Raw genomic sequence first — 23596 nt, forward strand, 5'->3', positions numbered from 1 at the left:
CGTTCTACTATCGCGCACAGATTCAACAACCGACCACACAATATCCAAAGGTCAATGGAGAAAACAATGATCAACCAAGCAACTTCCGCAGCGGCGCCAATTTCAAGTACCACTCGTTGGCTGCGCTGGGCAAACTTGGGTTTCATGCTGTATCTGCTGCTATTAGCGGTGGCTATGGTGGGCAGTGGCTTTAAACTGGCCACAGGTGATCAGGCTAAAGTCCTGTTTGAATTTGCCTCCCATCCGATTGCCGGCCTGATGATAGGCCTGGTTGCAACCGCACTGATTCAGTCTTCCAGTACCGTAACTTCTATTATCGTCGGTCTGGTTGCCGGAGGCCTGCCCGTTGAAACCGCTATTCCGATGGTGATGGGTGCCAATATCGGTACAACCGTCACTAACACTCTGGTCAGTCTTGGTCACATGCGTTGTAAAGAAGAGTTCAAGCGCGCCTTTGCCAGTGCCACGATCCATGACTTCTTTAACGTGCTGGCAGTCGTCATCTTCCTGCCACTGGAAATGATGTTCGGCATTCTGGAAAAAATCTCCCACTGGCTGGTATCACCTCTGCTGGCAACGGGCGACATGAGCATGAAAGGGCTCAACTTCATTAAGCCAATCACCAAACCTGTGATCAGCGCACTGAAAGATCAGTTTGCCTCGTTCGGGGATATGCTGGGAGGTATTGCCCTGATCGTACTGGGTATTGCAACCATCTTTGTCGCTATCACTGTGATGGGTAAACTGATGAAGAGCCTGATGGTGGGTCGCGCCCGTGACATCCTGAAGAATGCGATTGGCCGTGGTCCGCTGCACGGTATTTTCTCTGGTACAGTGGTAACGGTATTGGTTCAGTCGTCATCAACCACAACCAGTCTGATGGTTCCTCTGGTTGGTACTGGCGTGCTGAAAGTACGCGAAGTATATCCATTTACTCTGGGCGCAAACATTGGTACCTGTATCACTGCACTGCTGGCAGCAACAGCGGTCTCCGGTGAGTTCGCGGTATTTGCACTGCAAATCGCTCTGGTGCACCTGACCTTTAACGTCCTGGCCACAGTACTGATTTACGGCGTTCCTTTCCTGCGCGAACTGCCACTGAAAGGCGCAGATGCACTGTCAGAAATGGCGGTCAAAAACAAAGCTGTGGTGGCCGTTTACTTGCTATCACTGTTTATCCTGCTGCCGGGTGTGATTCTGGCGCTGAGCTCTTAAGTGGCCATTGACTCGGCTAAAAGCTCTCCTCTGGGAGAGCTTTTTTATTACCTGAATCCAGAACGAATCAGCCTTACTATCAGTTGTCGCCCAGTTGTCGCCGATAAAAACAGGTTGCCACCGACAAAAAAACGCCGCTAACAAGCGGCGTTTTCTATATTTCATCGAACAGCAAGTTCAGACAGAGAACGGGTACTGAATCGGGTCATGGAATTCATACCCCGAGACCTCAAAATCATCCAGCGTCACCCAGGTTTCCAGATCGTGCAACGATTTAATATCCGGGTTAATGTGGAACTGCGGCGCTGTCAGTGGCTCGCGCTTAAGCTGAACATCACGCATCAGCTCAAGCTGATCCTCATAGATATGCGCATTGACAATCTTATGGAATGCCTGACCCGGTTTATGACCGGTAATCTGCGCCATGATGGCCAAAAACGCATACACCTGAACCATGTTAAAGTTCAGGCCGAGCGGAACATCACACGAACGCTGCGTACTGTTCAAGTACAAGGTGTCACCGAGCAGAGAAAAGTGATGACTGTACATACACGGACGCAAACAGCCCATGTGAAATTCACCCGGGTTGTAAAAATTAAGGATTTCGCCACGGTCATCGATGCCACGACTCAGGTCATCAACAATCTTTTTCAACTGATCGATATGGCCGCCATCCGGCTTAGCCCAGGCACGGCCCTGTACACCGTATACCCGCCCCATGTCATCCTCACCTTTGCGATACGGATTATTCAGCCATGCCTGATTGAGGTTGGCATTCGCATCCCAGGTTTTTGTCCCCAGTTTGCGAAAATCTTCCGCACTGTCATAACCCCGAATATAGCCCAGTAACTCAGCCACTGCCGCTTTCCAGAAGCTTTTCCGGGTGGTCACCAGTGGAAACTGGTTGTTAGCCACATCATAAGTGAGATCGGCATTAATCACCGTCAGACAACGTTTACCGGTGCGCTCATTCTCAACCCATACGCCTTCATCGACGATGCGCTGACAAAGATCTAAATACTGTTTCACTACTAACCCTTACTTCGCCGCAGCCTGATCTTGGAACCGGCCGCGTTTGTAGGCCCATACCATTAAGAGTACGCCGCCAAAAATCATTGGTGTGGAAAGAATTTGTCCCATCGAAATGATGCCGCCAAACAAGCCTAACTGGGCATCCGGTTCACGGACAAATTCAACCAGGAAGCGGAATGTACCATATCCGGCCAAAAATAGCCCTGATACCGAACCTAAAGGACGAGGCTTCTTAATAAACCAGTTGAGAATAAAGAACAGCACCACACCTTCCAGAGCAAATTCGTACAACTGGGATGGATGACGCGGGAACGGACCCGCCCCCGGGAACACAACCCCCCACGGCAGATCGGTCGCTCGTCCCCATAGTTCGCCATTCATAAAATTACCTAAGCGGCCCATACCCAGGCCAAACGGCACCAGCGGCGCGACAAAATCCGCCACACCAAACAAGGTGCGCTTATTTTTATGCGCATACCAGAACATGGCCGTAATAACGCCAAGCAGACCGCCATGAAATGACATGCCGCCGGTCCACACTTTAAACAGGTAAAGCGGGTCATCAAGGAACATCTCGAAGTTGTAGAACAGCACATAGCCAACCCGGCCGCCGATCACGACCCCAAGGAAAGCTGCAAACAACAGATCAGACACCTGCTCACGATTCCAGCCACTTCCCGGCTTATCGGCCCGGCGGTTAGCCAGCCACATAGCAAACAGGAAACCAACCAGATACATCATGCCGTACCAGCGCACAGAAACCGGCCCGATAGAAAAAATGACGGGGTCAATATTAGGAAACTCAAAATAGCCCTGAGACATAAATTAGTATTCTCTTGTTTGGATAAATCAGATTATTGCATCAACATAGATACAGCGACGAACATCAGAAAAACGGCAAAGAAACGCTTCAGAACCGCGGTAGGTAAACGGGTAGCCAACCGGGCACCGATCCGGGTGGTCAGCATTGAGGTTGATGCAATAGCCACCAGCGCAGGCAGATAAACATAGCCCACACTGTACTGAGGCAGCCCTTGGGCATGAATGCCATGCAACACAAAACCGAGCATGCCGGCAATCGCAATCATAAAACCACACACAGAAGAGGAACCGACCGCTTTTCGCATCTCGACGCCGTGGTGATTAAGAAAAGGCACTGACAAAGAACCGCCGCCAATCCCGGCCAGGCTGGAGACAATACCGATACCGCTGCCGTACAACGCCGTCAGGGCCGCACCCGGCATCGGTCGCGAGCGGGTTGATTTGATTGAGCGGAACATCTGCAGTGCCAGCAGCAGAACAATGACACCGAATACTTTCGGCAGATACTCACTTGGGATCCATTCTGCAATCACCGAACCGAGAAAACCACCGACCAGCACGCCGGGCAATAACCACTTGACGACAAACATGTCGACATTACCCAGTTTAAGATGATTAATAGCAGATGAACCCGAGGTCACTATGATGGTGGCGAGCGAGGTCGCCAAAGCCAATTGCATGATAATGTCCGGTGCAATTCCGGCATAAGGCAACAGAAACAGCAGAGCCGGTACAACCACCAACCCGCCGCCGATGCCCAGCAAACCCGCCAGCACACCGACTACTGACCCCAATAACAGCAACAGGGCCATTAATTCTATATTCACATTCTGTTCCTATTTTTTTCCCGCACGTACGAAGCCGGCAAAACCTTTGTCCTCGAAATAAGCCAGCATCATATTATAAATTTCTTTACCATAAGGTTGCATCAGCGCTTTGTCAGCAAGCGCGGTCAGTTCAGTCAGCTCAGAATGACGAATCAGATATTTAACCCGAGCCACGTTGGACGTGTTCATGCTCAGCGCCTGATAGCCCAGACCAATCAAGAGTAGCGAGCCAATCGGGTCACCCGCCAGCTCACCACACACACAAACCGGAATGTTGTGACGTTCACAGGTCTGCTGGATCTGCTTAAGTGCCATCACCACCGCGGGATGCATCGATTCATAGACATCAGCAACCCGGGAATTGTTCCGGTCGACGGCCAACATATACTGGGTCAGGTCATTGGTTCCCACAGAAACAAAATCGATTTTATCGGCGATCAACGGCAACAGATACAACATAGAGGGCACTTCGACCATGATGCCGATTTCCGGCATACGCACCCGGGCATCGAGTTTAGCGCTCTCTTCATAGGCCTGATGAATCAGCTTGAGCGCATCATCGAGCTCCTTGGTACCAGAAATCATCGGCAGCAGAATGCTCAGGTTATGATGGTCACAACTGGCGCGTAACATGGCCCGCAGCTGAATAAGAAAGATGTCCGGGTGATCGAGGGTAAAACGAATTCCGCGCCAACCCAGGAACGGGTTATCCTCTTCAATCGGCAGGTAAGGCAGAGGTTTATCACCGCCGATATCGAGCGTACGCATCACCACCCGCTTGTCAGGATAGGCCGAGAGCACTGTGCTGTATTGCTGAATCTGCTCCTCTTCGGACGGGAAACGGTGCTGGAGCAGGAAAGAAATTTCGGTACGGTATAGCCCGACCCCATCGACGCCCTGATTGACCGCAATATTGGTGTCGGCACTCAGGCCCGCGTTGAGCAGCAATTCGATACGCTGACCGTCTTCGGTAAACGCCGGCTCCTCCATGGCCTCATTGACCATTTGCGACAATTCACGCTCTTCATTAGCCAAAGAACGGTATTCAGCCAGAATTTGGCGCGCCGGAGAGATAAACAGCTTACCGCTGTAGCCATCGACAATACCGATTTTGCCGTTAATCTGCTTAAGATTAAGCGATACCCCCATTATGGCCGGGATCCCCAGCGCGCGCGATAAAATCGCCGCGTGAGAGTTAGCCGCCCCTTCTATCGAGACCACCGCCAGCAACTTATCTTTTGGCATCGCGGCAAGAAACCGACGCCGTCAGCTCGCGTACCACCAGGATAATCGGTTTGTCGATCTGCTGCTGTTCATGCTCGGTGTTGTAGAGGAAAAACAGCAAGCGCTGCCCCAGCTCACGCACATCCTGGGCCCGCTCACGCAGGTAGTTATCGGACATGCGGGCAAAACGGTTGGAGTAAGCTTCCACCACCTGACGCAGCGCCCAGTCCGCGCGATCTCCCTTGAGGATCTGCGCTTTAAGATCCTTACGCAACATCGGATCGTTGAGTAAGTGGGTAAACAAATCGAAGATCGCCAGGGCTTCTTTATTGATTTCACTGTCGAGCTTTTTGCGCATTTTACGAAAATCGCCCAGTGCACTTTCAATCGCACGCGCCAGCCATTCCTGTTCACGATCCATATCAAGTGTAGAAGCAGGGGCAACATCGTACAGTTGTGGCTGTGAGTCATCCCACCACAGCTCGCCAATCGCCACCCCGGATGAAGCCGGGATACCGCTGATTGCCTGCTGCTTTTTACTCAGCAGCCAGTGGCCCTGAGTCTGGGCATGGGCAATAATCACTGCCAGCTGCGCCGCCAGAGTCACCAGGAAAGAGACTTCCATTTCGCTGAACAGACGCGGCGATTTTTGCTGCACAACCAGCACGCCCAGCACCTGCTTGCGGTAAATGATCGGGGTACCAAGAAACGACTGGTACACCTCTTCACCAAGCTGTTTGAAATATTTGAAATTGGGGTGTTTAGACGCTTCCGCCAGGTTAATCGGCTCAGCAGAACGTTTGACCAGGCCAACCAGGCCTTCATCAAAGTCAATCAGGATCTTATCACCTTTAAACTTCAGGCCCTGGGTTGCCATCAGTTCGAGACGATGCATCTCCTCATTCGCGAGATAGACAGTACAACATTCAGTGCTCATCGCACTGCATGTCTGCTTTACAAAAATATCCAACGCCTGATAGACGTCTTCTACCTTTGAAACTTGTTCAACTATATCCCGTAGCTGAGAGAGCATCGCTATCCTCTTCGATTTTTGCGCTTACCTTTCACTTTTCGTTCTCTAAACGGCATCGCTAATGACGCAAACTCTTTCATGGCACGACGATACACATCACGCTTAAAAGAGACCACTTGTCTGACTGGATACCAGTAACTCACCCAGCGCCAACCATCAAATTCAGGGGTGCTTCCACGTTGCATGTTAATTTTAGCTTCATCGCAATCCAAACGCAGTAAGAACCATTTCTGTTTTTGTCCGATACAGACCGGCTGAGAGTCCCACCGAACCAGACGTTTTGGCAGTTTGTAACGGAGCCAATGACGACTGGTTGCAATGATTTTGACATCTTTTTTTGTTAAACCAACCTCTTCGTAAAGCTCCCGGTACATTGCCTGTTCAGGAGATTCACCCTCATCGATTCCGCCCTGGGGAAATTGCCATGAGTGTTGTCCGTATCGTTTCGCCCAGAATACCTGACCATGGTTGTTACAAATCACAATACCGACGTTAAGCCGGTAACCATCGCCATCTATCACTGGCAAACCTCTATTAAAATCTTAATTGCTTTGATTTTTCCACATATCCCCAACAGGAGCAAACTAACTAATGTGATTCACCTAATATTTATCGCTGACAAGTGCATAATTGAATAACTTTTGTTCAAATTTTAAGTTATCAACAAAAGAGTGAGATATGGACCACATTTATTCACGTTTTCTGTGAATAACCATGTGAAGAAGAGTGTGAACTGTGCAAAAACGCCTGAATTGAGTCACATCACCAGATTGGACAAAAATCACAAAAACATCAATAAAACCTTAAATATCAATAAATAATACGAACTATCTTTATTATCACATCAGGGCAAGTGTCGAAAGATCATTCAAAAACCAACAGTGCTCAAAGATCCACCAACCTAGCTGTTATCCACACAGATCCGTAAAGATACACTTTTAATCTGCCTGAAAAAGAACAAATACCCCTTATAAACCCCTGTTCATGCATACATACTCCATGAATTTCGCCAAATAGACACCATGTCCTGTGGATAACTATAGTTATGATGATCTTTTATCCACTTTGATCAATTTGTCTGCATGATCCTCTGCCAGCCATTTTTTGTTACTATTGGCTTTTTACGACTGCAGTACGCTTTATGAAACCTGAACCCCAGAGCGAACAAGAATTACTCGATCGGGCCTGGCAAATCGCCGGTGTCAGCTTTTCCGATCTGGCCGCGGAAGCAGCAATGCCAGTGCCCAAAGATCTTACCCGTGACAAAGGCTGGGTCGGACAATTACTGGAATGGCATTTAGGCGCCAGTGCCGGCAGTAAACCGGAACAGGATTTTGCCAAACTGGGCATCGAGCTGAAAAGTATTCCTATCAGCTACAGCGGTAAGCCACTGGAAACCACCTTTGTTTGTGTGGCTCCGCTGACCGGAATACACGGACTGACCTGGGAACAGAGCCATGTACGCCATAAGTTATCGCGTGTATTGTGGATACCGGTTGAAGGTGAGCGGGAGATTCCACTTGCCCAGCGCCGGGTCGGATCGCCGCTGATCTGGAGTCCGTCGGCGCAAGAAGAAGCGATGCTAAAAGCAGACTGGGAAGAGCTGATGGAGTTTATCGTGCTGGGCAAGGTCGGCCAGATCACCGCCCGCCATGGTGAAGTCCTGCAGCTGAGGCCCAAAGCGGCCAATGGTAAGGTCAAAACGGAAGCTTATGGCAGCAATGGCAAACCGATTCGCACTCTGCCGCGTGGTTTTTATCTGCGTACCCAGTTTACCGCCCGGATCCTGGCTTCGTATTACGCCTGAGACGAAGCGTTTGCCGAATCAGACACTTGTTCAACTGTAATAACAGTGCAGGCAGGCCTCTGTGGACTGCCTGCAGCAAATCAGTCTAGTGACGGGTTAACGGCAGAGGGATCTCACTGTATCTCTGCCCTCCCTCCAAACCACACTCTTCGTAAGCGCAGCTCATACGCAGGTAGGCCTGAGCAAATCCAAGCTGGGCCAATTCCTGTTTAGCGGCCTCCAACGAAGAGAAATGCATCGGCTCATCTCCTTTCATTAAAGGTTCAATCTGGTGTCTGACTTCGACCCCAACCGTGTAGTGCGTGGCATCAGCACATCCTATGACATACACCTTGGGCAGGGTTGCCCCCGGCTTATGATTACCATGCAACCATTTATCCAGTTGTTGTTTGTGCATACATCACCCCCTTTCTATCCAGTGTAGCCGACTCATAACCAGGCTCAATCTTTTGCCATACCGGGCTCCGCACCCGGTGTGCGAACAAATTTCATTTCCTTTTGCCCTGACGGATGGCTTATAGTGGAATTGAGATTAAAAGCCGATGTGTTTCAACGTGCTATCCATTCAGCCTGTACGCCTCTGATCAGAGTTAAGTCTGATACGGCTCATGGACGATAAGGATCAGCTCTCTGTTTGCACTCAGACAAGGAAGGATTATGCAATACACTAAACTGCCTCACTCAAGCCTTGAAGTCAGTAAACTGTGCCTCGGAAACCATGACATTCGGGGAGCAAAATACGCAGGCAGAAGCCTCCAGTCAGCTCGATTACGCCCTGGAGCGCGGGATCAATTTTATTGATACTGCAGAAATGTATCCCGTGCCCCCGAAAGCAGAAACTCAGGGCAAAACGGAACAATTTATCGGTAACTGGCTGGAGAAATCCGGTAAGCGTGAAAAAGTACTGCTGGCGACGAAAGTTGCCGGTCCGCGTAACGTACCGCACATTCGCGATAATATGGCACTCGATCACCGCAATATTCATCAGGCGATTGATGACAGCCTGAGCCGCCTCAAAACAGACTACATCGATTTATACCAGTTGCACTGGCCACAACGTATCACCAATACCTTTGGTCAGCTTAACTATCCGGATTCAGATCAACAGTCGGAAATTACCCTGATAGAAACCCTTGAAGCACTTAACGATCTGGTGCGGATGGGCAAGGTTCGTTATATCGGCGTATCGAATGAAACACCCTGGGGTCTGATGACCTATTTGCGTCTGGCCGAAAAGCACGATCTGCCACGCATGGTCTCGATCCAGAACCCGTACAACCTGCTCAATCGCAGTTTTGAAGTCGGCTTGTCAGAAATCAGCCATTACGAAGGGGTTAAGCTGCTGGCCTATTCCCCCATGGCATTCGGCGTGCTGAGCGGTAAATATCTCAACGGTGCACGGCCGCAAGGCGCGCGCTGCAGCCTGTACGAGCGTTTCAAACGTTACTTTACCCCTCAGGGTCTCAAGGCAACTGAAGCGTACGTGAATCTGGCCCGCGAGTTCGGTCTGGATCCGGCTCAGATGGCGCTGGCATTCGTCAATCAACGTCCGTTTGTTGCCTCGAATATTATCGGTGCCACCAATCTTGATCAGTTGAAATCAAACATCGACAGCCTGGATGTGGTGCTCAGCGATGAGCTGATGGCTAAAATTGAAGAGATTGGCATCCAGTACTCCAATCCTTGCCCATAATTGGGATCATGACGGTAATCCGGAGCTGGCGATAAGCCAGCCCCGGACCGTTACGTCGGTATTCGCGCACTGAGTATCCGGCGCAGATGACGCACACGGCGTTCCACTTTGACTTCATCCGGCTCACTATGACCAATCGGACGACCGTCCGGCTGTAAACCGATATCTTTCAGCAAATGGGTATTATGCCAGGGCAAATCATAAGCACTGCGACGCACTTTACGTTTCCAGGCGCGCTCTTCACGGCGGAGGTCGGCTCGCAGTAACAGGGTAGCCAGCTGCAGATAAATTGAATGACGCATGATGTTTCTCCAGTTATCAATTGTGACTGGGAAAACAGACCTGACGGCGGGTAAAAAATGGCAATCCCTGTGCGCGGCTGTTTTCCGCAGCCTGACAGGGTACGGATTAATTTACGACGATGCTGAAATCAGGCGATCATGGCCTCGCGCCACCACAACGGCGGTCACAGGTTTGATAGCATGATGGAAAGCGCGATGCAGATGAACAAAATTGAACGATGTCATATTGCGCTTCCCAGCAAGTCATTAATCCAAAAAGAAGTGTGTTTTCAGTAAGCTAGGCTTACGGTTAAATAATAATCAACTGACGATATTCTTCAACCCTTAATCTTGTTTAGTAGCTAAAACAATTCATCCAGCCAAGATCAAGCCCATCACCAGTTGTATATAACGAAAAGCAATCCATTGATTTATCTTATGCAATACTTTTCACTGTTTGAGTATTTTATCAGCGATAAAAAAAGCCACCGAAGTGGCTTTTTACAGTCGATTAAAATGACCCGTCCGAAATCAGATTGTGTTTATTGAGCAATCGGTACATGGTGGCACGCGACACACCAAGCTCCTTCGCCGCAGTAGAGACCTGGCCGGAATGGGATTCCAGTACCAGTAACAAGGCATCACGCTCGCTGCGCTCACGAATGCTTTTCAGACTGCGCTTACCGTCACCACGCTTCGGCAGGTCAAGATCCGACTCTTCCAGCATCACTGAATCCGACATCAGCACGACGCGCTTAATCTGATTCATCAGCTCACGGACATTACCCGGCCAGTGGTAGCGGGTCAGCGCACGCATCGCATCTTCAGAAAAACTGCGCGCCTGTGCATTGTACTCTTTGGAGTACTCCACCAGAAAATGCTTCGCCAAAATACCGATGTCACCGGCGCGCTCTTTAAGACTGGGGACATTAATGCGCAGCACATTGATGTAATGGTAGAGCTCTTCGTTAAAATCACCGTCGATCAGCGCTTTCTCAATATCCGAGGCATTCGCGGCCAGAATACGCACATCCACCGCCTTCATGCCCTGCGCCGTTTCCACCGTCCCTTCCTGCAGGAAACGCAACAGATTAAGCTGCTGGCTCTTTGGCATAGTGAGAATATCGTTGAGCAGCAAGGTGCCGCCATCGGCCTGATAAAGCAGCGGTGTCGCCGCTTGATCATCACACCCGATACCAAACAGTTTCGCATTCGAGGCGGCTTTCTGACATCGCACGACAGTTCACCGAGACAAACGGTTTCTGCGCCCGGGCTGAGGTTTTGTGAATCGCTTTCGCCACACTGCCCTTGCCGGAGCCATTCTCACCATAGATAAGGATACTGACGTCGGTCGGACCGATACGCTTGATTTGATCGCGCAGGCGCTTAACCGGGATCGAATCGCCCATCAGCCCCATGTCACCGTTCGCACCAAAATGCGGCCAGACCTTTTTCTCCAGCTTGAGCATCCCGAGCTGGTGACCGATAGTACTCAGCAACTGGGCATCCGGGATCGGGGCCGTAAAGAAGTCGATACAGAAGTTGACGATAAACTGGCAGATCGTATCTGAGCTAAGCTGAGACTCACGAATAAACGCCAGCCAGCGCACTTGTTTATGGCTGCTGACCAGATTGGCAATGCCATTAAGGCTGAATTCATCGTGGCTGAGATCCACAATACCAATACATGGCCCTGTTTCAGAAAACAGCAGATCGGCTTTACGCAGATCCGCGCACTGCGTGCAACGCCATCCTACTTGTTCTAAAACCGACAACCAGGGCTCGTAGGTACCACCGACTACGATCAATGAGCCCGGCACGGAGTCCATGCGGAATTGAGTACCCATCAACTGATTCCTTATTTTTATACCATTTTTATCCAGTGCGACTTTTGGCACTTTCACCACTGACGCTACATTAACGGCACTTGTGAGTGGAGTCTGTCTTAAACATAAGACTATAAAGGAAATTGAAAACTTTCTAGCGCTCAATAACGCAAAAGCGCAATCTTGCTTCGAAAAATGACGGTGAAAATTCATCCGGCAAAAACAGAAAACCATCATAAACAAAAAAGCCGCCATAACTGGCGGCTTTTATTGATGTTTTTAGCAGTTACGCCTGAGGACGCATTGCTGGGAACAAGATCACATCCCGGATCGTGTGCGTGTTGGTGAACAGCATCGCCAGACGGTCGATACCGATACCCTGACCAGCTGTTGGTGGCAGACCATGTTCCAGCGCAGTAATGTAGTCCGCATCGTAGAACATCGCTTCATCATCACCCGCATCTTTTGCTTCAACCTGAGCTTTAAAACGCGCATCCTGATCTTCAGCATCATTCAGTTCCGAGAAGCCGTTGGCAACTTCGCGGCCGCCGATGAAGAACTCGAAGCGGTCAGTGATGAACGGGAAACTCGTCGTTACGACGTGCCAGCGGTGAAATGTCTGCCGGGTAGCCGGTGATGAAGGTCGGCTGAATCAGTTTTGGCTCAGCCGTTTCACCAAAGATCTCTTCCAGCAGCTGACCACAGGTCCAGAACGGCTCTACCTCAACATGCACAGATTTCGCGATCGCGACCATGTGGGCACGATCCTGAACTTTATCGTAATCCAGTGCCTGAATATCCGCATGATTCGGGTTGTAGTGCTTAATCGCTTCCAGCATGCTCATGCGCGCGTAAGTACCACCAAACTCAACCGTCTCATCACCGTAAGGCATTGAAGTTGAACCCAGTACATTCAGCGCAACCGTGCTCAGCATCTCTTCCGTCAGATCCATCAGATCTTTGTAATCTGCGTACGCCTGGTAGAATTCCATCATGGTGAATTCAGGGTTATGACGTGGTGACAGACCTTCATTACGGAAGTTACGGTTGATTTCGAATACACGGTCGAAACCACCCACAACCAGACGCTTGAGGTACAGTTCAGGAGCGACACGCAGGTACATATCGATATCCAGCGCGTTGTGGTGAGTTACGAACGGACGTGCAGTCGCACCACCCGGGATCACGTGCATCATCGGGGTTTCTACTTCCAGGTAACCTTTTGAACTCATAAAGTTACGGATAGCAGCCACCAGCTTAGAACGGATAATAAACGCGTGGCGTGAATCTTCGTTGACGATCAGATCGACGTAACGCTGACGGTAACGCATTTCCTGGTCAGTCAGACCGTGGAATTTTTCCGGCAGAGGACGCAGCGCTTTGGTCAGCAGCTCGTACTCTTCCATGTTAACGTACAGATCGCCTTTGCCTGATTTGTGCAGTGCGCCTTTAACACCAACGATATCGCCGATATCCAGACCGTGGTACTGCTCTTTGAGGGCTTTTTGTACGTCTTTCGATGCGTAAGCCTGAATGCGGCCAGAGGTTTCCTGGATTACTAGGAAAGGACCACGTTTTGCCATCACACGACCTGCAATCGCAACGACGTGATTCAGCGCTTCCAGCTCTTCTTTGCTCTTTTCACCGAACTCGGCTTGCAGATCGCCCGCCAGGCTGTCACGACGGAAATCATTCGGATGACCGTTCGCCTTACAACCTTGACGGATATGCTCTAACTTACTGCGACGCTCTGCAATCAGTTTGTTTTCTTCCTGCGTGATTTGTGCTTGATTCGTTTCATTTTGAACAGCATCAGTCATTTTGCATGTACCCTGTTTTGTCGGTAAAAAGCTTAGAGACCTGATTTCAGGCTAGCTTCGATAAATTTGTCTAAGTCACCGTCAAGAACCGCTTGCGTGTTACGGTTTTCAACGCCGGTGCGTAAATCTTTGATTCGCGAGTCATCCAGTACGTAAGAACGGATCTGGCTGCCCCAGCCAATGTCCGACTTCGCGTCTTCATTGGCTTGCTTCTCAGCATTTTGCTTTTGCAGTTCAAGCTCAAACAGTTTTGCGCGCAGCTGTTTCATTGCCTGATCTTTGTTTTTGTGCTGAGAAACGGTCATTCTGACACTGCACCACAGTGTTGGTCGGAACGTGGGTAATACGTACCGCAGATTCCGTGGTGTTAACGTGCTGACCACCCGCACCAGACGCGCGGTATACGTCGATACGCAGGTCAGCAGGGTTAATATCAATTGCGATGTTGTCATCAATCTCTGGGTAAATGAATGCAGAGGCAAACGAGGTGTGACGACGGCCGCCGGAGTCAAACGGAGACTTACGTACCAGACGGTGAACACCGGTTTCGGTGCGTAGCCAGCCGTAAGCGTAATCGCCGGAAATCCGTACCGTAACCGATTTCAGGCCCGCAACTTCACCTTCTGACACTTCGATCACTTCGGTCTTGAAGCCTTTGGCATCTGCCCAGCGCAAATACATGCGCAGCATCATTGATGTCCAGTCTTGTGCTTCTGTACCACCGGAGCCCGCCTGCAAATCGAGGTAACAATCGGAGCTGTCGTGGTCGCCGGCAAACATACGACGGAATTCCAGCTGTTCCAGCTTGGTTTCCAGCTCGTCCAGTTCAGGGCCGATCTCATCGAACGTTTCCTGATCTTCTGCTTCAATCGCCAGTTCCAGCAGACCTTCGACATCTTCGAGGCCCTGGTCAAGCTGATCGATAGTATCGACCACAGCTTCCAGAGACGCACGTTCCTTACCCAGCGCTTGAGCACGCTCAGGTTCGTTCCATACGTCCGGTTGTTCTAATTCTGCATTGACTTCTTCTAGACGCTCTTTCTTGGCGTCATAGTCAAAGATACCCCCTCAGGACATTTGTGCGCTGTGACACATCCTGAATACGGTTTTTAATTGGATTGATTTCAAACATGATTGCTTTTGCTTTATGAATAGAATTTAACCGCAGAATTCTACTTAAAAATGTGACGAAGATACAGGAAAAATTCGTCACATTCTCGCGCGGGAACGCGGCGGGTGCAGCAAAATCCGGGCACAAAAAAAGCGGATGATTTCTCATCCGCTCTTTCGTTTTTATTTGCGCTTACGCATTATCACGCGCCAGCTTTTGTGCCGGTGAAGCACCAACAAAACACATCACGCCTAACGCGATAAAGGTTGGCAGGATCCAGCCCATACCCACGTCGAACAGCGGCAAGCGTTCAAACAGAGACACATCCAGACCCACCACTTTCGCTGCATCAATCAGCGCGAACAGGAAAGCAACCAGAGTCACCACACGGAATCCCGTCGTCGGATTGGCCAGTTTATTACGTACAAAGGTCAGCAGAAACCAGCGCAATCGCGACCGGATACAGTGCCACCAGCACCGGAATCGACAACGAAATGAGCTGTGACAGACCAACATTGGCCACAATCGCACACGCGACACCGACAATGATCACCCAGCTACGGTAAGAGAGTGAAGTCAGTGAACTGAAGTATTCCGAACAGGCCGAGATGAGACCAATGGCGGTCGTCAGACAGGCCAGCAGCACAATCGCGGACAACACAATCTGGCCATACGGACCAAACAGAGCCTGCACGTACTGGCTGAGAATATAACCGCCGTTATCGGCACCAGCTGCCACGGTAGCACTGGTCGATCCAAGGTAGAACAGCGAAGTATAAACAGCGGCCAGGCCAAACGCGGCAATAAAGGCAGAGCTAATCAGATACTTGGTCGTTGCTCGCGCCTCAGTAATACCTTTATTACGCAGCGCATCGACAATCAGCATGCCGAACATCAGTGCCGCCAGGGTGTCCATGGTGTTGTAGCCTTCCAAAAAGCCTTTGGTAAACGGCTGGGTCGCATAAGGACCTGAAGCCGGCATCCACTCACCCTGCGGATCAATAAACACCGCAACAGCCAGTACAATCAGACCAATGAAAAGTGCCGGAGTCAGCAACTTACCAATCAGATCAATCAGGCGCCCCTGGGACCAGGAGAAGAACATCGCGATCAGGAAGAAAACAACCGAGAAAATGGTCAGGTGCAGTTGGGTTGCTTCAGCAAACAGCGGGCTGACCGCCATTTCATAAGCCACCAGACCGGTACGCGGCGCCGCAAAAGCAGGACCAATGATGATAAAAATCAGCACCGCAATCAGAGCAGCAACCTTGCTCGGCAAATCTTTGGCCAGATGCTGCCAACTACCGCCGGCAATTGCGACAGCAATGATCGCCAGCAGTGGCAGGCCCACGGCAGTTAACAGGAATCCACCCATGGCAGGCAGCAAATGCTCACCCGCTAACTGGCCCGCCAACGGCGGAAAAATGATGTTACCAGCGCCCAAAAAGAACGCGAAAAGCATAAAGCCTAAAGCGGCAATATCTGTTAGTTTTAACGTCTGCTTCACAGATAACCCTTAATTATTAATGTAATGAACGTTGTGTATGCACTGGTTAGAATATCGCCATTCTAACCACCAGCAGGGGGCGAATAATGACGAAACAGGTCGTTTTTGGCAAGTATAACGACCAAAACGATAGATTAATTCAAACCCATAACCAAACAGCAGCCATTCACACCTTAAGACAAAAACTAAGCAGAACAATATTTTAACAATCTATGAAAAACCCAGCCAACAAGACAGAACAAAACACCAAACATTAAAGCAACACTAGTTATAATTACTTCAACTAATGACGAATTCGATACATTAATGAAAAGCAGCACATTACACACTAAAGGCTTCAGATTTAAGCAATTTGCTATTCAGGGCGGGCAAAGTGGCATGCCGGTCAGCACCGATGGCGTGTTACTTGGCGCCTGGGCGTTCCGCGATACGCCGCTGCGCATTCTGGATATCGGTACCGGTACCGGTCTGCTGGCGCTGATGTGCGCGCAACGCTTTGAGCAAGCACAGATAAAAGCCGTGGATATCGACACACACGCGTTTGCGGCCGCCAGTCATAACGTGGCCGATTCCCCCTGGGCAACACGTATCCGTGTTGTTCAGCAGGACATCCTGCAGGCGGATCTTAAGGATCCCTTTGACGGCATCATCTGTAACCCACCCTACTTCAACAGTGGTGAAACCTCACAGCACAGCCAGCGCGCCACCGCCCGACACACAGACAGCCTGAGCCACAGCGCGCTGATAGAGGCCATGTCGCGTCTGCTCAGCACCAATGGCCGCGCGGCTTTAATACTACCGCTGGTTGAAGGCGAGCAATTTATTCAGCTGGCGCAGCAGCGCGGCTGGTTTGTGGCCCGGCGCTGTGAGGTTCGCCCATCACAACGCAAACCTGTACACCGCTTACTGTTTGAGCTACAAAAGACACAGAGTGACTGCCAGTTCAGTACATTAACCATCCAGGAATCTGATGGTTACAGTGCCGACTTTATTGCCCTTACCCGGGCGTTTTATCTTAAGATGTGAAAATTAAAGATGTGATCTGACTGATGATCCATCTATAATGTGCGCCCTTTAAAATAGACTGATCAACCCAGCGCTTGCGGAGAAACCACAGTGATTAAAACCTTTGCTGACCTAGAACTGGATCCAAATCTTCTTGAAGCCATTGAAGAAATGGGCTTTGAACGCCCAACACAGGTCCAGGCTGAAGCCATTCCACTGGCCCTGGACGGCAAAGACGTACTGGCCTCTGCGCCAACCGGTACCGGTAAAACTGCCTCTTTCGTGATCCCGGCGCTGCAATATCTGCAGGATTTCCCGCGTAAGAAAGCCGGCCCGGCCCGGGTTCTGATTCTGACCCCGACCCGTGAACTGGCCATGCAGGTCGCCGATCAGGCGCGTGAACTGGCCAAGTACACCAAGCTGAATATTTTCACCATTACCGGTGGGGTGCAGTATCAGGAGCACGCCGACATTCTGGCCACCACTCAGGATATCGTGGTCGCAACTCCTGGCCGTCTGCTGGAATACATTGAAGCTGAGCGCTTTGACTGCCGCGCTATTGAATGGCTGGTACTCGATGAAGCAGACCGGATGCTGGATATGGGCTTTGGCCCGGCTGTGGATCGTCTGTCAGCCGAATGCCGCTGGCGTAAACAGACCCTGCTGTTCTCAGCCACGCTGGAAGGACGCGGAGTCGAAGGCTTTACGGCTGATCTGCTCAAGAAACCCGGCCGAAGTGAATGCCGAGCCGCCACGCCGTGAACGCAAGAAGATCTCACAGTGGTATCACCGCGCTGACGATATAGCGCATAAAGTAGCGATGCTGAAAGTGATCCTGACAGAGCAATCCGAACGTGCGATTGTGTTCTTCAAAACACGTGAGCGTCTGGCTGAAATTCGTGCCCTACTGGAGAGCGCGCAAATTAACTGCTCGTGGATTCAGGGTGAAATGCCGCAGGATCGCCGTAACAATGCCATCAGCCGCTTCCGTGACGGCAGCGTAAATATCCTGCTTGCCACCGATGTCGCGGCCCGTGGTATCGATGTGCCGGATGTCAGCCACGTGATCAACTTCGATCTGCCACGCAGTGCTGACGTATACCTGCACCGTATCGGCCGTACCGCTCGTGCCGGTAAAAAAGGCATTGCTATCTCGCTGGTGGAAGCTCATGACCAACCTATGATGGATCGCGTCGCTCGCTACATCAAAGAAGACATCAAAGAGCGCTATGTTGACGGCCTGCGCCCGACACATAAAAAGCCGGTGTTTAAGAAGAAGAAAAAAGACGACAAGAAAAAAACCGCAGTGAAAAAAAGCGGCGATAAAAAGAAAAGCCCTAAAGCGAAGAAGAAAAAATAACCACACCGTTAAACGGTCTTGTTAAACGATAACTGTCTTGTTAAATAACAAAAAAGCCGATGCATGCATCGGCTTTTTTAGTGCTCGCTTGTCATCAGCCAGATGCCCGGGCCATCACCCGGGCAAGGCTCAACGCGATTAGTGCTCGCGTGTCGCGCGGAACGTAACTTCAGGGAAACGTTCATGGGCCAGGTTAAGGTTAACCATGGTCGGCGCGATGTAAGCCAGATTGTCACCGCCATCGAGGGCCAGGTTACTCTGGTTTTTACGTTTGAATTCTTCAAACTTCTTCACATCACCGCACTCTACCCAGCGCGCTGTTGCAACGTTAACACCTTCGTAAATCGCTTCCACGTTGTACTCAGATTTCAGACGTGCAACCACGACATCAAACTGCAGCACACCGACCGCACCCACGATCAAATCGTTGTTCTGCAGTGGACGAAATACCTGTACCGCCCCTTCTTCCGACAGTTGAACCAGACCTTTCAGCAGTTGCTTCTGCTTAAGTGGATCTTTAAGGCGGATACGACGGAACAGTTCCGGTGCAAAGTTTGGAATACCTGAGAACTTCAGCGCTTCGCCCTGAGTAAAGGTATCACCAATCTGAATAGTACCGTGGTTGTGCAGACCGATAATATCACCGGCAAACGCTTCTTCAGCGCGTGCACGGTCACCGGCCATGAAGGTCACCGCATCCGAAATGCTGACCTGCTTACCGATACGGACATGGTTCATTTTCATGCCCTGCTTGTAAGTACCCGATACAATACGCATAAAAGCAATACGGTCGCGGTGCTTCGGATCCATGTTGGCCTGGATCTTAAACACAAAGCCGCTGAACTTCTCTTCTGTCGCTTCCACTTCACGCTCATTCGCCTGACGCGGTAATGGCGATGGTGCCCACTCAGTCAGACCATCCAGCATGTGGTCAACACCAAAGTTACCCAGAGCAGTACCAAAGTAAACCGGGGTCAGCTCGCCGCTGAGGAACATCTCCTGATCAAACTCATTCGATGCGCCTATCACCAGTTCCAGCTCGTCACGCAGTTGCGCGGCCAGATCAGCACCCACCTGCTCATCCAGCTCAGGGTTATCCAGGCCTTTAACAATACGCTCTTCCTGGATCGTATGGCCCTGACCGGTTGAGTAAAGGATCGTCTCATCGCGGTGGATGTGGTACACACCTTTGAACTCTTTACCGCAACCAATCGGCCAGGTAATCGGCGCACACAGGATTTTCAGCTCGTTTTCCACTTCATCCAGCAGTTCCATCGGATCACGGATGTCACGGTCGAGTTTGTTCATAAAAGTGACGATCGGCGTATCACGCAGACGGGTCACTTCCATCAGTTTGCGGGTCCGATCCTCAACACCTTTAGCTGCATCGATCACCATCAGACAAGAGTCCACCGCAGTCAGAGTACGGTAGGTATCTTCCGAGAAGTCTTCGTGTCCCGGAGTATCGAGCAGGTTAACCAGCGCATCACGATACGGGAACTGCATCACGGACGTGGTAACTGAGATACCACGCTCTTTTTCCATCTCCATCCAGTCGGATTTGGCATGTTGGGAAGAACCACGTCCTTTAACCGAACCTGCGGTTTGAATAGCGTGTCCGAATAACAGCACTTTTTCAGTGATGGTCGTTTTACCCGCATCCGGGTGCGAGATAATAGCGAAAGTACGGCGTTTCGATACTTCGCCCATAAAAGGTGATGTAGACATGAAAAGGATCTTCTGTTGATGCTAAAGCGCAGAAACGATGCCGGCCCTTAGCCTTGCGGTTAACATTTTGGCGGTATTGTCCCTGATCTTAGCGCACGGAGCAACTTTAAGACACCGACAACCATGCCGGAGTAATCCGGACTGATGAACACAAGGCATTTTTGTCGCCGGGTTGAGAATAAAAGCTGAGTTTTCACTTTAACATTAATATCTGCGCCAGAATGGGCTATAACTGATAGAACAAACAGGAAAACCCGAACTCTATGACCCGATTCAGACAAATTCACTCACTTGCCTTCCGCCAGGCCAAAACCGTATTTATGGTTTCGGTTTTGCTCGGCTTGTGTTTCAGTCTTTACCAAGCGGGGATCGAGTTTCATCAGGAGCAGCAGCGCATTAAGCAGCACTACCAGATTAAGCTGCAACAACATTATGATAATGCCAGTCAGGCGGCCTATCATCTTAATCATCTGTTGGCAGAACAGGTCGCCACCAGCCTGATGGCTGATGACGCTATCGTCCGGGTGCAACTGGTGGATGACTTTGGTGATGACCTGACCCGTCTGGAACAACGCAGTGCCATGGCTGAGCCCCTGGTGAAATGGCTGGCCCCCTACTTCACCCCGGATCCGCCTGTGTTTACCAGCCAGTTATACCAACCGGGTACCGAGGTTCTGGTCGGCACACTGGCCTTTGAGGTCGACGGCACATCCATCGCGCGCAACTTTATTGCCAAAATCCGCCGTGTACTACTATTTGATCTGCTGCGCAATATACTGCTGACATCCATCCTACTGGTGTTTTTCTACCGCAAACTGTCAAGGCCGCTGACTACCTTGATTGGCTGGGTTCGTACTTTGCCCAACCGTCCTCATAATCACTTACCGCTCCCTGCTCTGGATCAGGAAAACGAAATCAGCGAACTGGCCTCTTCGTTTCATTCGTTATGGCGTGAACGCGAGCAGGCAGAAACGAAACTGAATCAGTTGGCCTACTATGACAGTCTGACGGGTCTTGCCAACCGCAGTCTGCTGCTGCAAATGCTGACGAAAGCGATTGAACAGGCTGAACAGCATCAACACAGTGGTGTGCTGTTTTATCTCGATCTGGATCGCTTCAAAACCATCAATGACTCGCTTGGCCACACCATCGGCGATCGTATGATCACAGCTATTGCCACCCGGCTGCGCGCCTGGGCCAAGCAGGATTACATCTGTGCCCGCATCGGCGGTGATGAATTTGTCATCCTGATACCAGCGCTGGAATCACCGCAGGTTGAAGCTGTTGCGCGCCAATTACTGGCGTTAATATCTAACCCTTATAATATCGATGATCATCAGCTGTATTGCTCGGTGAGTATCGGGATTGCAACCTTTCCCTCTTCCGGCCATAACAATGTCGATGTACTGCGCCAGGCCGATACTGCTCTGTATCGGGCTAAAGTCAGTGGGCGCGGCAAGTACGTCTTCTATGAACCAGAAATGCGGGCTCAGGTCGAATCCTTCCTGCAAACTGAAAAAGGGCTGCACGAGGCACTCAATCATCATCAGTTCGAGCTCTACTACCAGCCACAGCTCAATACGCAGCATCAGATCATCGGGGTCGAAGCGCTGATACGCTGGCATCATCCGCAAAAAGGCCTCCAGGCGCCGGGACTGTTTATGCCGGTCGCCGAAGAGACCGGGCAAATCCTGCCGATTGGGAACTGGATCATCGAGCAGGCTTTTTACCAGTATGCACAATGGAAAAAAGCCGGCGTTTCTGCCCGCCGAATTTCGTCGTCTGGCGATCAATATCAGCCCGCTGCAGTTTGCTCAGGAATCGTTTGTCGAACACATTAATGAGGCACTGCAGCAAGCCGGGATCAGCGGAGAGCATATTGAGCTGGAAATCACCGAAAACCTGCTGCTGGAGAATGTTGCGGGCGCTGTGGAAAAAATGCACCGTCTCAAAGAGAGTCAAATCAAGATCTCGATTGATGACTTTGGCACCGGGTATTCATCACTGCGTTATCTGAAACATCTGGCAGTCGATGTTTTGAAAATTGACCGCTCATTTGTGACTCAGCTTCATCTGGATGATAACGATCAGGCGATCGTGGATACCATCATCATGATCGCTCATCGTCTCGGTCTGGAGGTGATCGCGGAAGGGGTGGAAGATGTGTTTGAGCTCAATGCGCTCAAGCAGCTTGGTTGCCAGCAGTTTCAGGGGTTTCTGTTCGATCAGCCGTTACCGGCCAGTGTCATCACCCAGCGTTTTGCCGACAACCATTATCAGTCATTGTTAGAGCATGCTCTGACGGCCGCTCAGAGCGAAGTGTTCAAACAAACGGGTAACTCATAATGATCGCGTCTTCACGCCCTTTCGCGGTCGGATAGTAGTTGACCCGGCGATCGATATCATTAAAGCCAAGCTGACAATACAGCTGATAGGCGCGCTGGTTGCTGTCGCGAACCTCCAGCCAGGCACTTTCCGCGCCCGCTTGCTCGCACATCTCGAGAAAATACTCCACCAGTCGGCGACCATAACCTTGGCCTTGCTGCTCAGGGGCAACCGCAACATTAAGCAGCGTCACTTCCCCGACAATATTCTGGGCATAAAAATAACCCACCACTTGTTGCTCAACCAGCATCACCTGATGACAAGCGCCACGGCTTGCCACATCACCGATCATGGTTTGCGACCATGGGTGGCTATGCGCGGCCTGTTCAATACGATACACATCCTGCACATGTTCGGCAGTTAAAGGGACAAACTCAATAGTCACGATGTCGGTGCTCCGTAAGCACAAATCTGCTGCCACAGATCGCGGCGATGCTGGTTGTTACCGGCGATAGCACGCAGTAACGGCGAGACCAGACGTTTGGCGGCAATCTCAGGTGTGGCATCACAACCGGCAAACCAGATCCATTCCAATGCGGATAAATCCAGCTGGGCCAGTTGATGGGGATAAACATGTCTGGCCTGCTCCAGACTGACATGAAAACTTTTCAGAAACCCGCGCAAATAGCGCGATGTCTTGTGCATCCGGAAAGGTTTCACACACCAGTAATAAGCGGCAACCGGCGTCAAGCGGCTGCAAAGACGGCTGATACCCGGCCAGTCGCTCGGGATGAACCAGTTCCCAGGTCTGAATGCCCATCGCCTGAAGATAATGCTGTTGCTCAAACATGAATGTGTGCCCGTCAAATGAATGCTCGCCATGCTAACAAACTTGGCTCAGGCCGCTCAAGCAGGAATGCCGTAAATGCAGCTAAAAAAACGGAAGCCAGCGGCTCCCGTTATCTGTTGTCGTGCGAGTG

Annotated in this window: 11 protein-coding genes and 9 pseudogenes; 6 read left to right on the plus strand and 14 right to left on the minus strand. The window is 50.7% G+C overall.

Annotated elements, in window-relative coordinates:
* Window positions 1-66: 66 nt before the first annotated feature.
* Window positions 67-1215, plus strand: a complete 1149-nt coding sequence (locus ABDK09_20605) for a Na/Pi symporter (GenBank protein XAW89203.1) — start codon at window positions 67-69, stop codon at window positions 1213-1215.
* Window positions 1216-1392: 177 nt separating this feature from the next.
* Here the strand turns inward: ABDK09_20605 and ABDK09_20610 are convergent, their stop codons facing one another.
* The 5 genes and pseudogenes from ABDK09_20610 to rppH form a co-directional block, all read right to left on the minus strand.
* Window positions 1393-2244: a thymidylate synthase gene (locus tag ABDK09_20610; protein XAW89204.1), complete on the minus strand. Its 852-nt coding sequence runs from the start codon at window positions 2242-2244 to the stop codon at window positions 1393-1395.
* Window positions 2245-2253: 9 nt separating this feature from the next.
* Window positions 2254-3069 (minus strand): prolipoprotein diacylglyceryl transferase, encoded by an 816-nt coding sequence (lgt, locus tag ABDK09_20615; protein ID XAW89205.1) that lies wholly within the window; start codon window positions 3067-3069, stop codon window positions 2254-2256.
* Between the two features lie 32 nt (window positions 3070-3101).
* Window positions 3102-3896, minus strand: a complete 795-nt coding sequence (locus tag ABDK09_20620) for a sulfite exporter TauE/SafE family protein (protein ID XAW89206.1) — start codon at window positions 3894-3896, stop codon at window positions 3102-3104.
* Between the two features lie 9 nt (window positions 3897-3905).
* Window positions 3906-6153: pseudogene (gene ptsP / locus ABDK09_20625) on the minus strand (phosphoenolpyruvate--protein phosphotransferase).
* Between the two features lie 2 nt (window positions 6154-6155).
* Entirely contained in the window at window positions 6156-6674 is a 519-nt protein-coding gene (gene rppH / locus ABDK09_20630) for an RNA pyrophosphohydrolase (GenBank protein ID XAW89207.1), read from the minus strand.
* 620 nt (window positions 6675-7294) lie between these two features.
* Between rppH and mutH the strand changes: the two genes are divergently transcribed.
* Window positions 7295-7960: a DNA mismatch repair endonuclease MutH gene (gene mutH / locus ABDK09_20635; GenBank protein XAW89208.1), complete on the plus strand. Its 666-nt coding sequence runs from the start codon at window positions 7295-7297 to the stop codon at window positions 7958-7960.
* 85 nt (window positions 7961-8045) lie between these two features.
* Here mutH and ABDK09_20640 read toward each other — a convergent pair whose 3' ends face one another.
* Window positions 8046-8357, minus strand: coding sequence for a DUF6482 family protein (locus tag ABDK09_20640; GenBank protein XAW89209.1), 312 nt, complete (start codon window positions 8355-8357; stop codon window positions 8046-8048).
* Window positions 8358-8617: 260 nt separating this feature from the next.
* Between ABDK09_20640 and ABDK09_20645 the strand changes: the two are divergent.
* Window positions 8618-9653, plus strand: a pseudogene (locus tag ABDK09_20645) (NADP(H)-dependent aldo-keto reductase).
* A 50-nt stretch (window positions 9654-9703) separates the two neighbouring features.
* Here the strand turns inward: ABDK09_20645 and ABDK09_20650 are convergent.
* The 5 genes and pseudogenes from ABDK09_20650 to brnQ all read right to left on the minus strand — a co-directional run bounded on the left by ABDK09_20650 (window position 9704) and on the right by brnQ (window position 16198).
* A complete protein-coding gene (locus ABDK09_20650; protein ID XAW89210.1) occupies window positions 9704-9955 on the minus strand; it encodes a DUF1127 domain-containing protein in 252 nt (83 codons plus the stop codon).
* A gap of 490 nt (window positions 9956-10445) precedes the next feature.
* Window positions 10446-11781 (minus strand): annotated as a pseudogene (gene vpsR, locus ABDK09_20655) (cyclic-di-GMP-binding transcriptional regulator VpsR).
* 265 nt (window positions 11782-12046) lie between these two features.
* Window positions 12047-13580: pseudogene (lysS, locus tag ABDK09_20660) on the minus strand (lysine--tRNA ligase).
* Window positions 13581-13612: 32 nt separating this feature from the next.
* Window positions 13613-14712 (minus strand): annotated as a pseudogene (gene prfB / locus ABDK09_20665) (peptide chain release factor 2).
* Window positions 14713-14883: 171 nt separating this feature from the next.
* Window positions 14884-16198, minus strand: a pseudogene (brnQ, locus tag ABDK09_20670) (branched-chain amino acid transport system II carrier protein).
* Window positions 16199-16504: 306 nt separating this feature from the next.
* Here brnQ and ABDK09_20675 point away from each other — a divergent pair.
* Both ABDK09_20675 and srmB read left to right on the plus strand, forming a co-directional pair.
* Complete coding sequence (locus ABDK09_20675) at window positions 16505-17224, plus strand: methyltransferase (protein XAW89211.1); 720 nt, start codon at window positions 16505-16507, stop codon at window positions 17222-17224.
* A gap of 90 nt (window positions 17225-17314) precedes the next feature.
* Window positions 17315-18563: pseudogene (gene srmB, locus ABDK09_20680) on the plus strand (ATP-dependent RNA helicase SrmB).
* A 138-nt stretch (window positions 18564-18701) separates the two neighbouring features.
* Here the strand turns inward: srmB and prfC are convergent.
* A complete protein-coding gene (prfC, locus tag ABDK09_20685) occupies window positions 18702-20291 on the minus strand; it encodes a peptide chain release factor 3 (protein XAW89212.1) in 1590 nt (529 codons plus the stop codon).
* A 263-nt stretch (window positions 20292-20554) separates the two neighbouring features.
* On the opposite strand from prfC, the pseudogene ABDK09_20690 reads away from it, so the two are divergent.
* A pseudogene (locus ABDK09_20690) lies at window positions 20555-22637 on the plus strand (EAL domain-containing protein).
* Here the strand turns inward: ABDK09_20690 and rimI are convergent.
* Both rimI and ABDK09_20700 read right to left on the minus strand, forming a co-directional pair.
* Window positions 22615-23061: a ribosomal protein S18-alanine N-acetyltransferase gene (gene rimI / locus ABDK09_20695; GenBank protein ID XAW89213.1), complete on the minus strand. Its 447-nt coding sequence runs from the start codon at window positions 23059-23061 to the stop codon at window positions 22615-22617. The pseudogene ABDK09_20690 and the gene rimI sit on opposite strands and share 23 nt — an antisense overlap.
* Window positions 23058-23466, minus strand: a pseudogene (locus ABDK09_20700) (DNA polymerase III subunit psi). The gene rimI and the pseudogene ABDK09_20700 overlap by 4 nt, the downstream one beginning before the upstream one ends.
* Window positions 23467-23596 lie beyond the last annotated feature (130 nt).

Source organism: Vibrio sp. CDRSL-10 TSBA (assembly GCA_039696685.1).
Taxonomy (GTDB): domain Bacteria; phylum Pseudomonadota; class Gammaproteobacteria; order Enterobacterales; family Vibrionaceae; genus Vibrio.

Bases quoted from the DNA above. Each gene is read 5' to 3' on its own strand.
- ABDK09_20675 (XAW89211.1), top strand. From the start codon at position 16,505: ATGAAAAGCAGCACATTACACACTAAAGGCTTCAGATTTAAGCAATTT.
- mutH (XAW89208.1), top strand. From the start codon at position 7,295: ATGAAACCTGAACCCCAGAGCGAACAAGAATTACTCGATCGGGCCTGG.
- ABDK09_20605 (XAW89203.1), top strand. From the start codon at position 67: ATGATCAACCAAGCAACTTCCGCAGCGGCGCCAATTTCAAGTACCACT.
- lgt (XAW89205.1), bottom strand. From the start codon at position 3,069: ATGTCTCAGGGCTATTTTGAGTTTCCTAATATTGACCCCGTCATTTTT.
- prfC (XAW89212.1), bottom strand. From the start codon at position 20,291: ATGTCTACATCACCTTTTATGGGCGAAGTATCGAAACGCCGTACTTTC.
- ABDK09_20640 (XAW89209.1), bottom strand. From the start codon at position 8,357: ATGCACAAACAACAACTGGATAAATGGTTGCATGGTAATCATAAGCCG.
- ABDK09_20650 (XAW89210.1), bottom strand. From the start codon at position 9,955: ATGCGTCATTCAATTTATCTGCAGCTGGCTACCCTGTTACTGCGAGCC.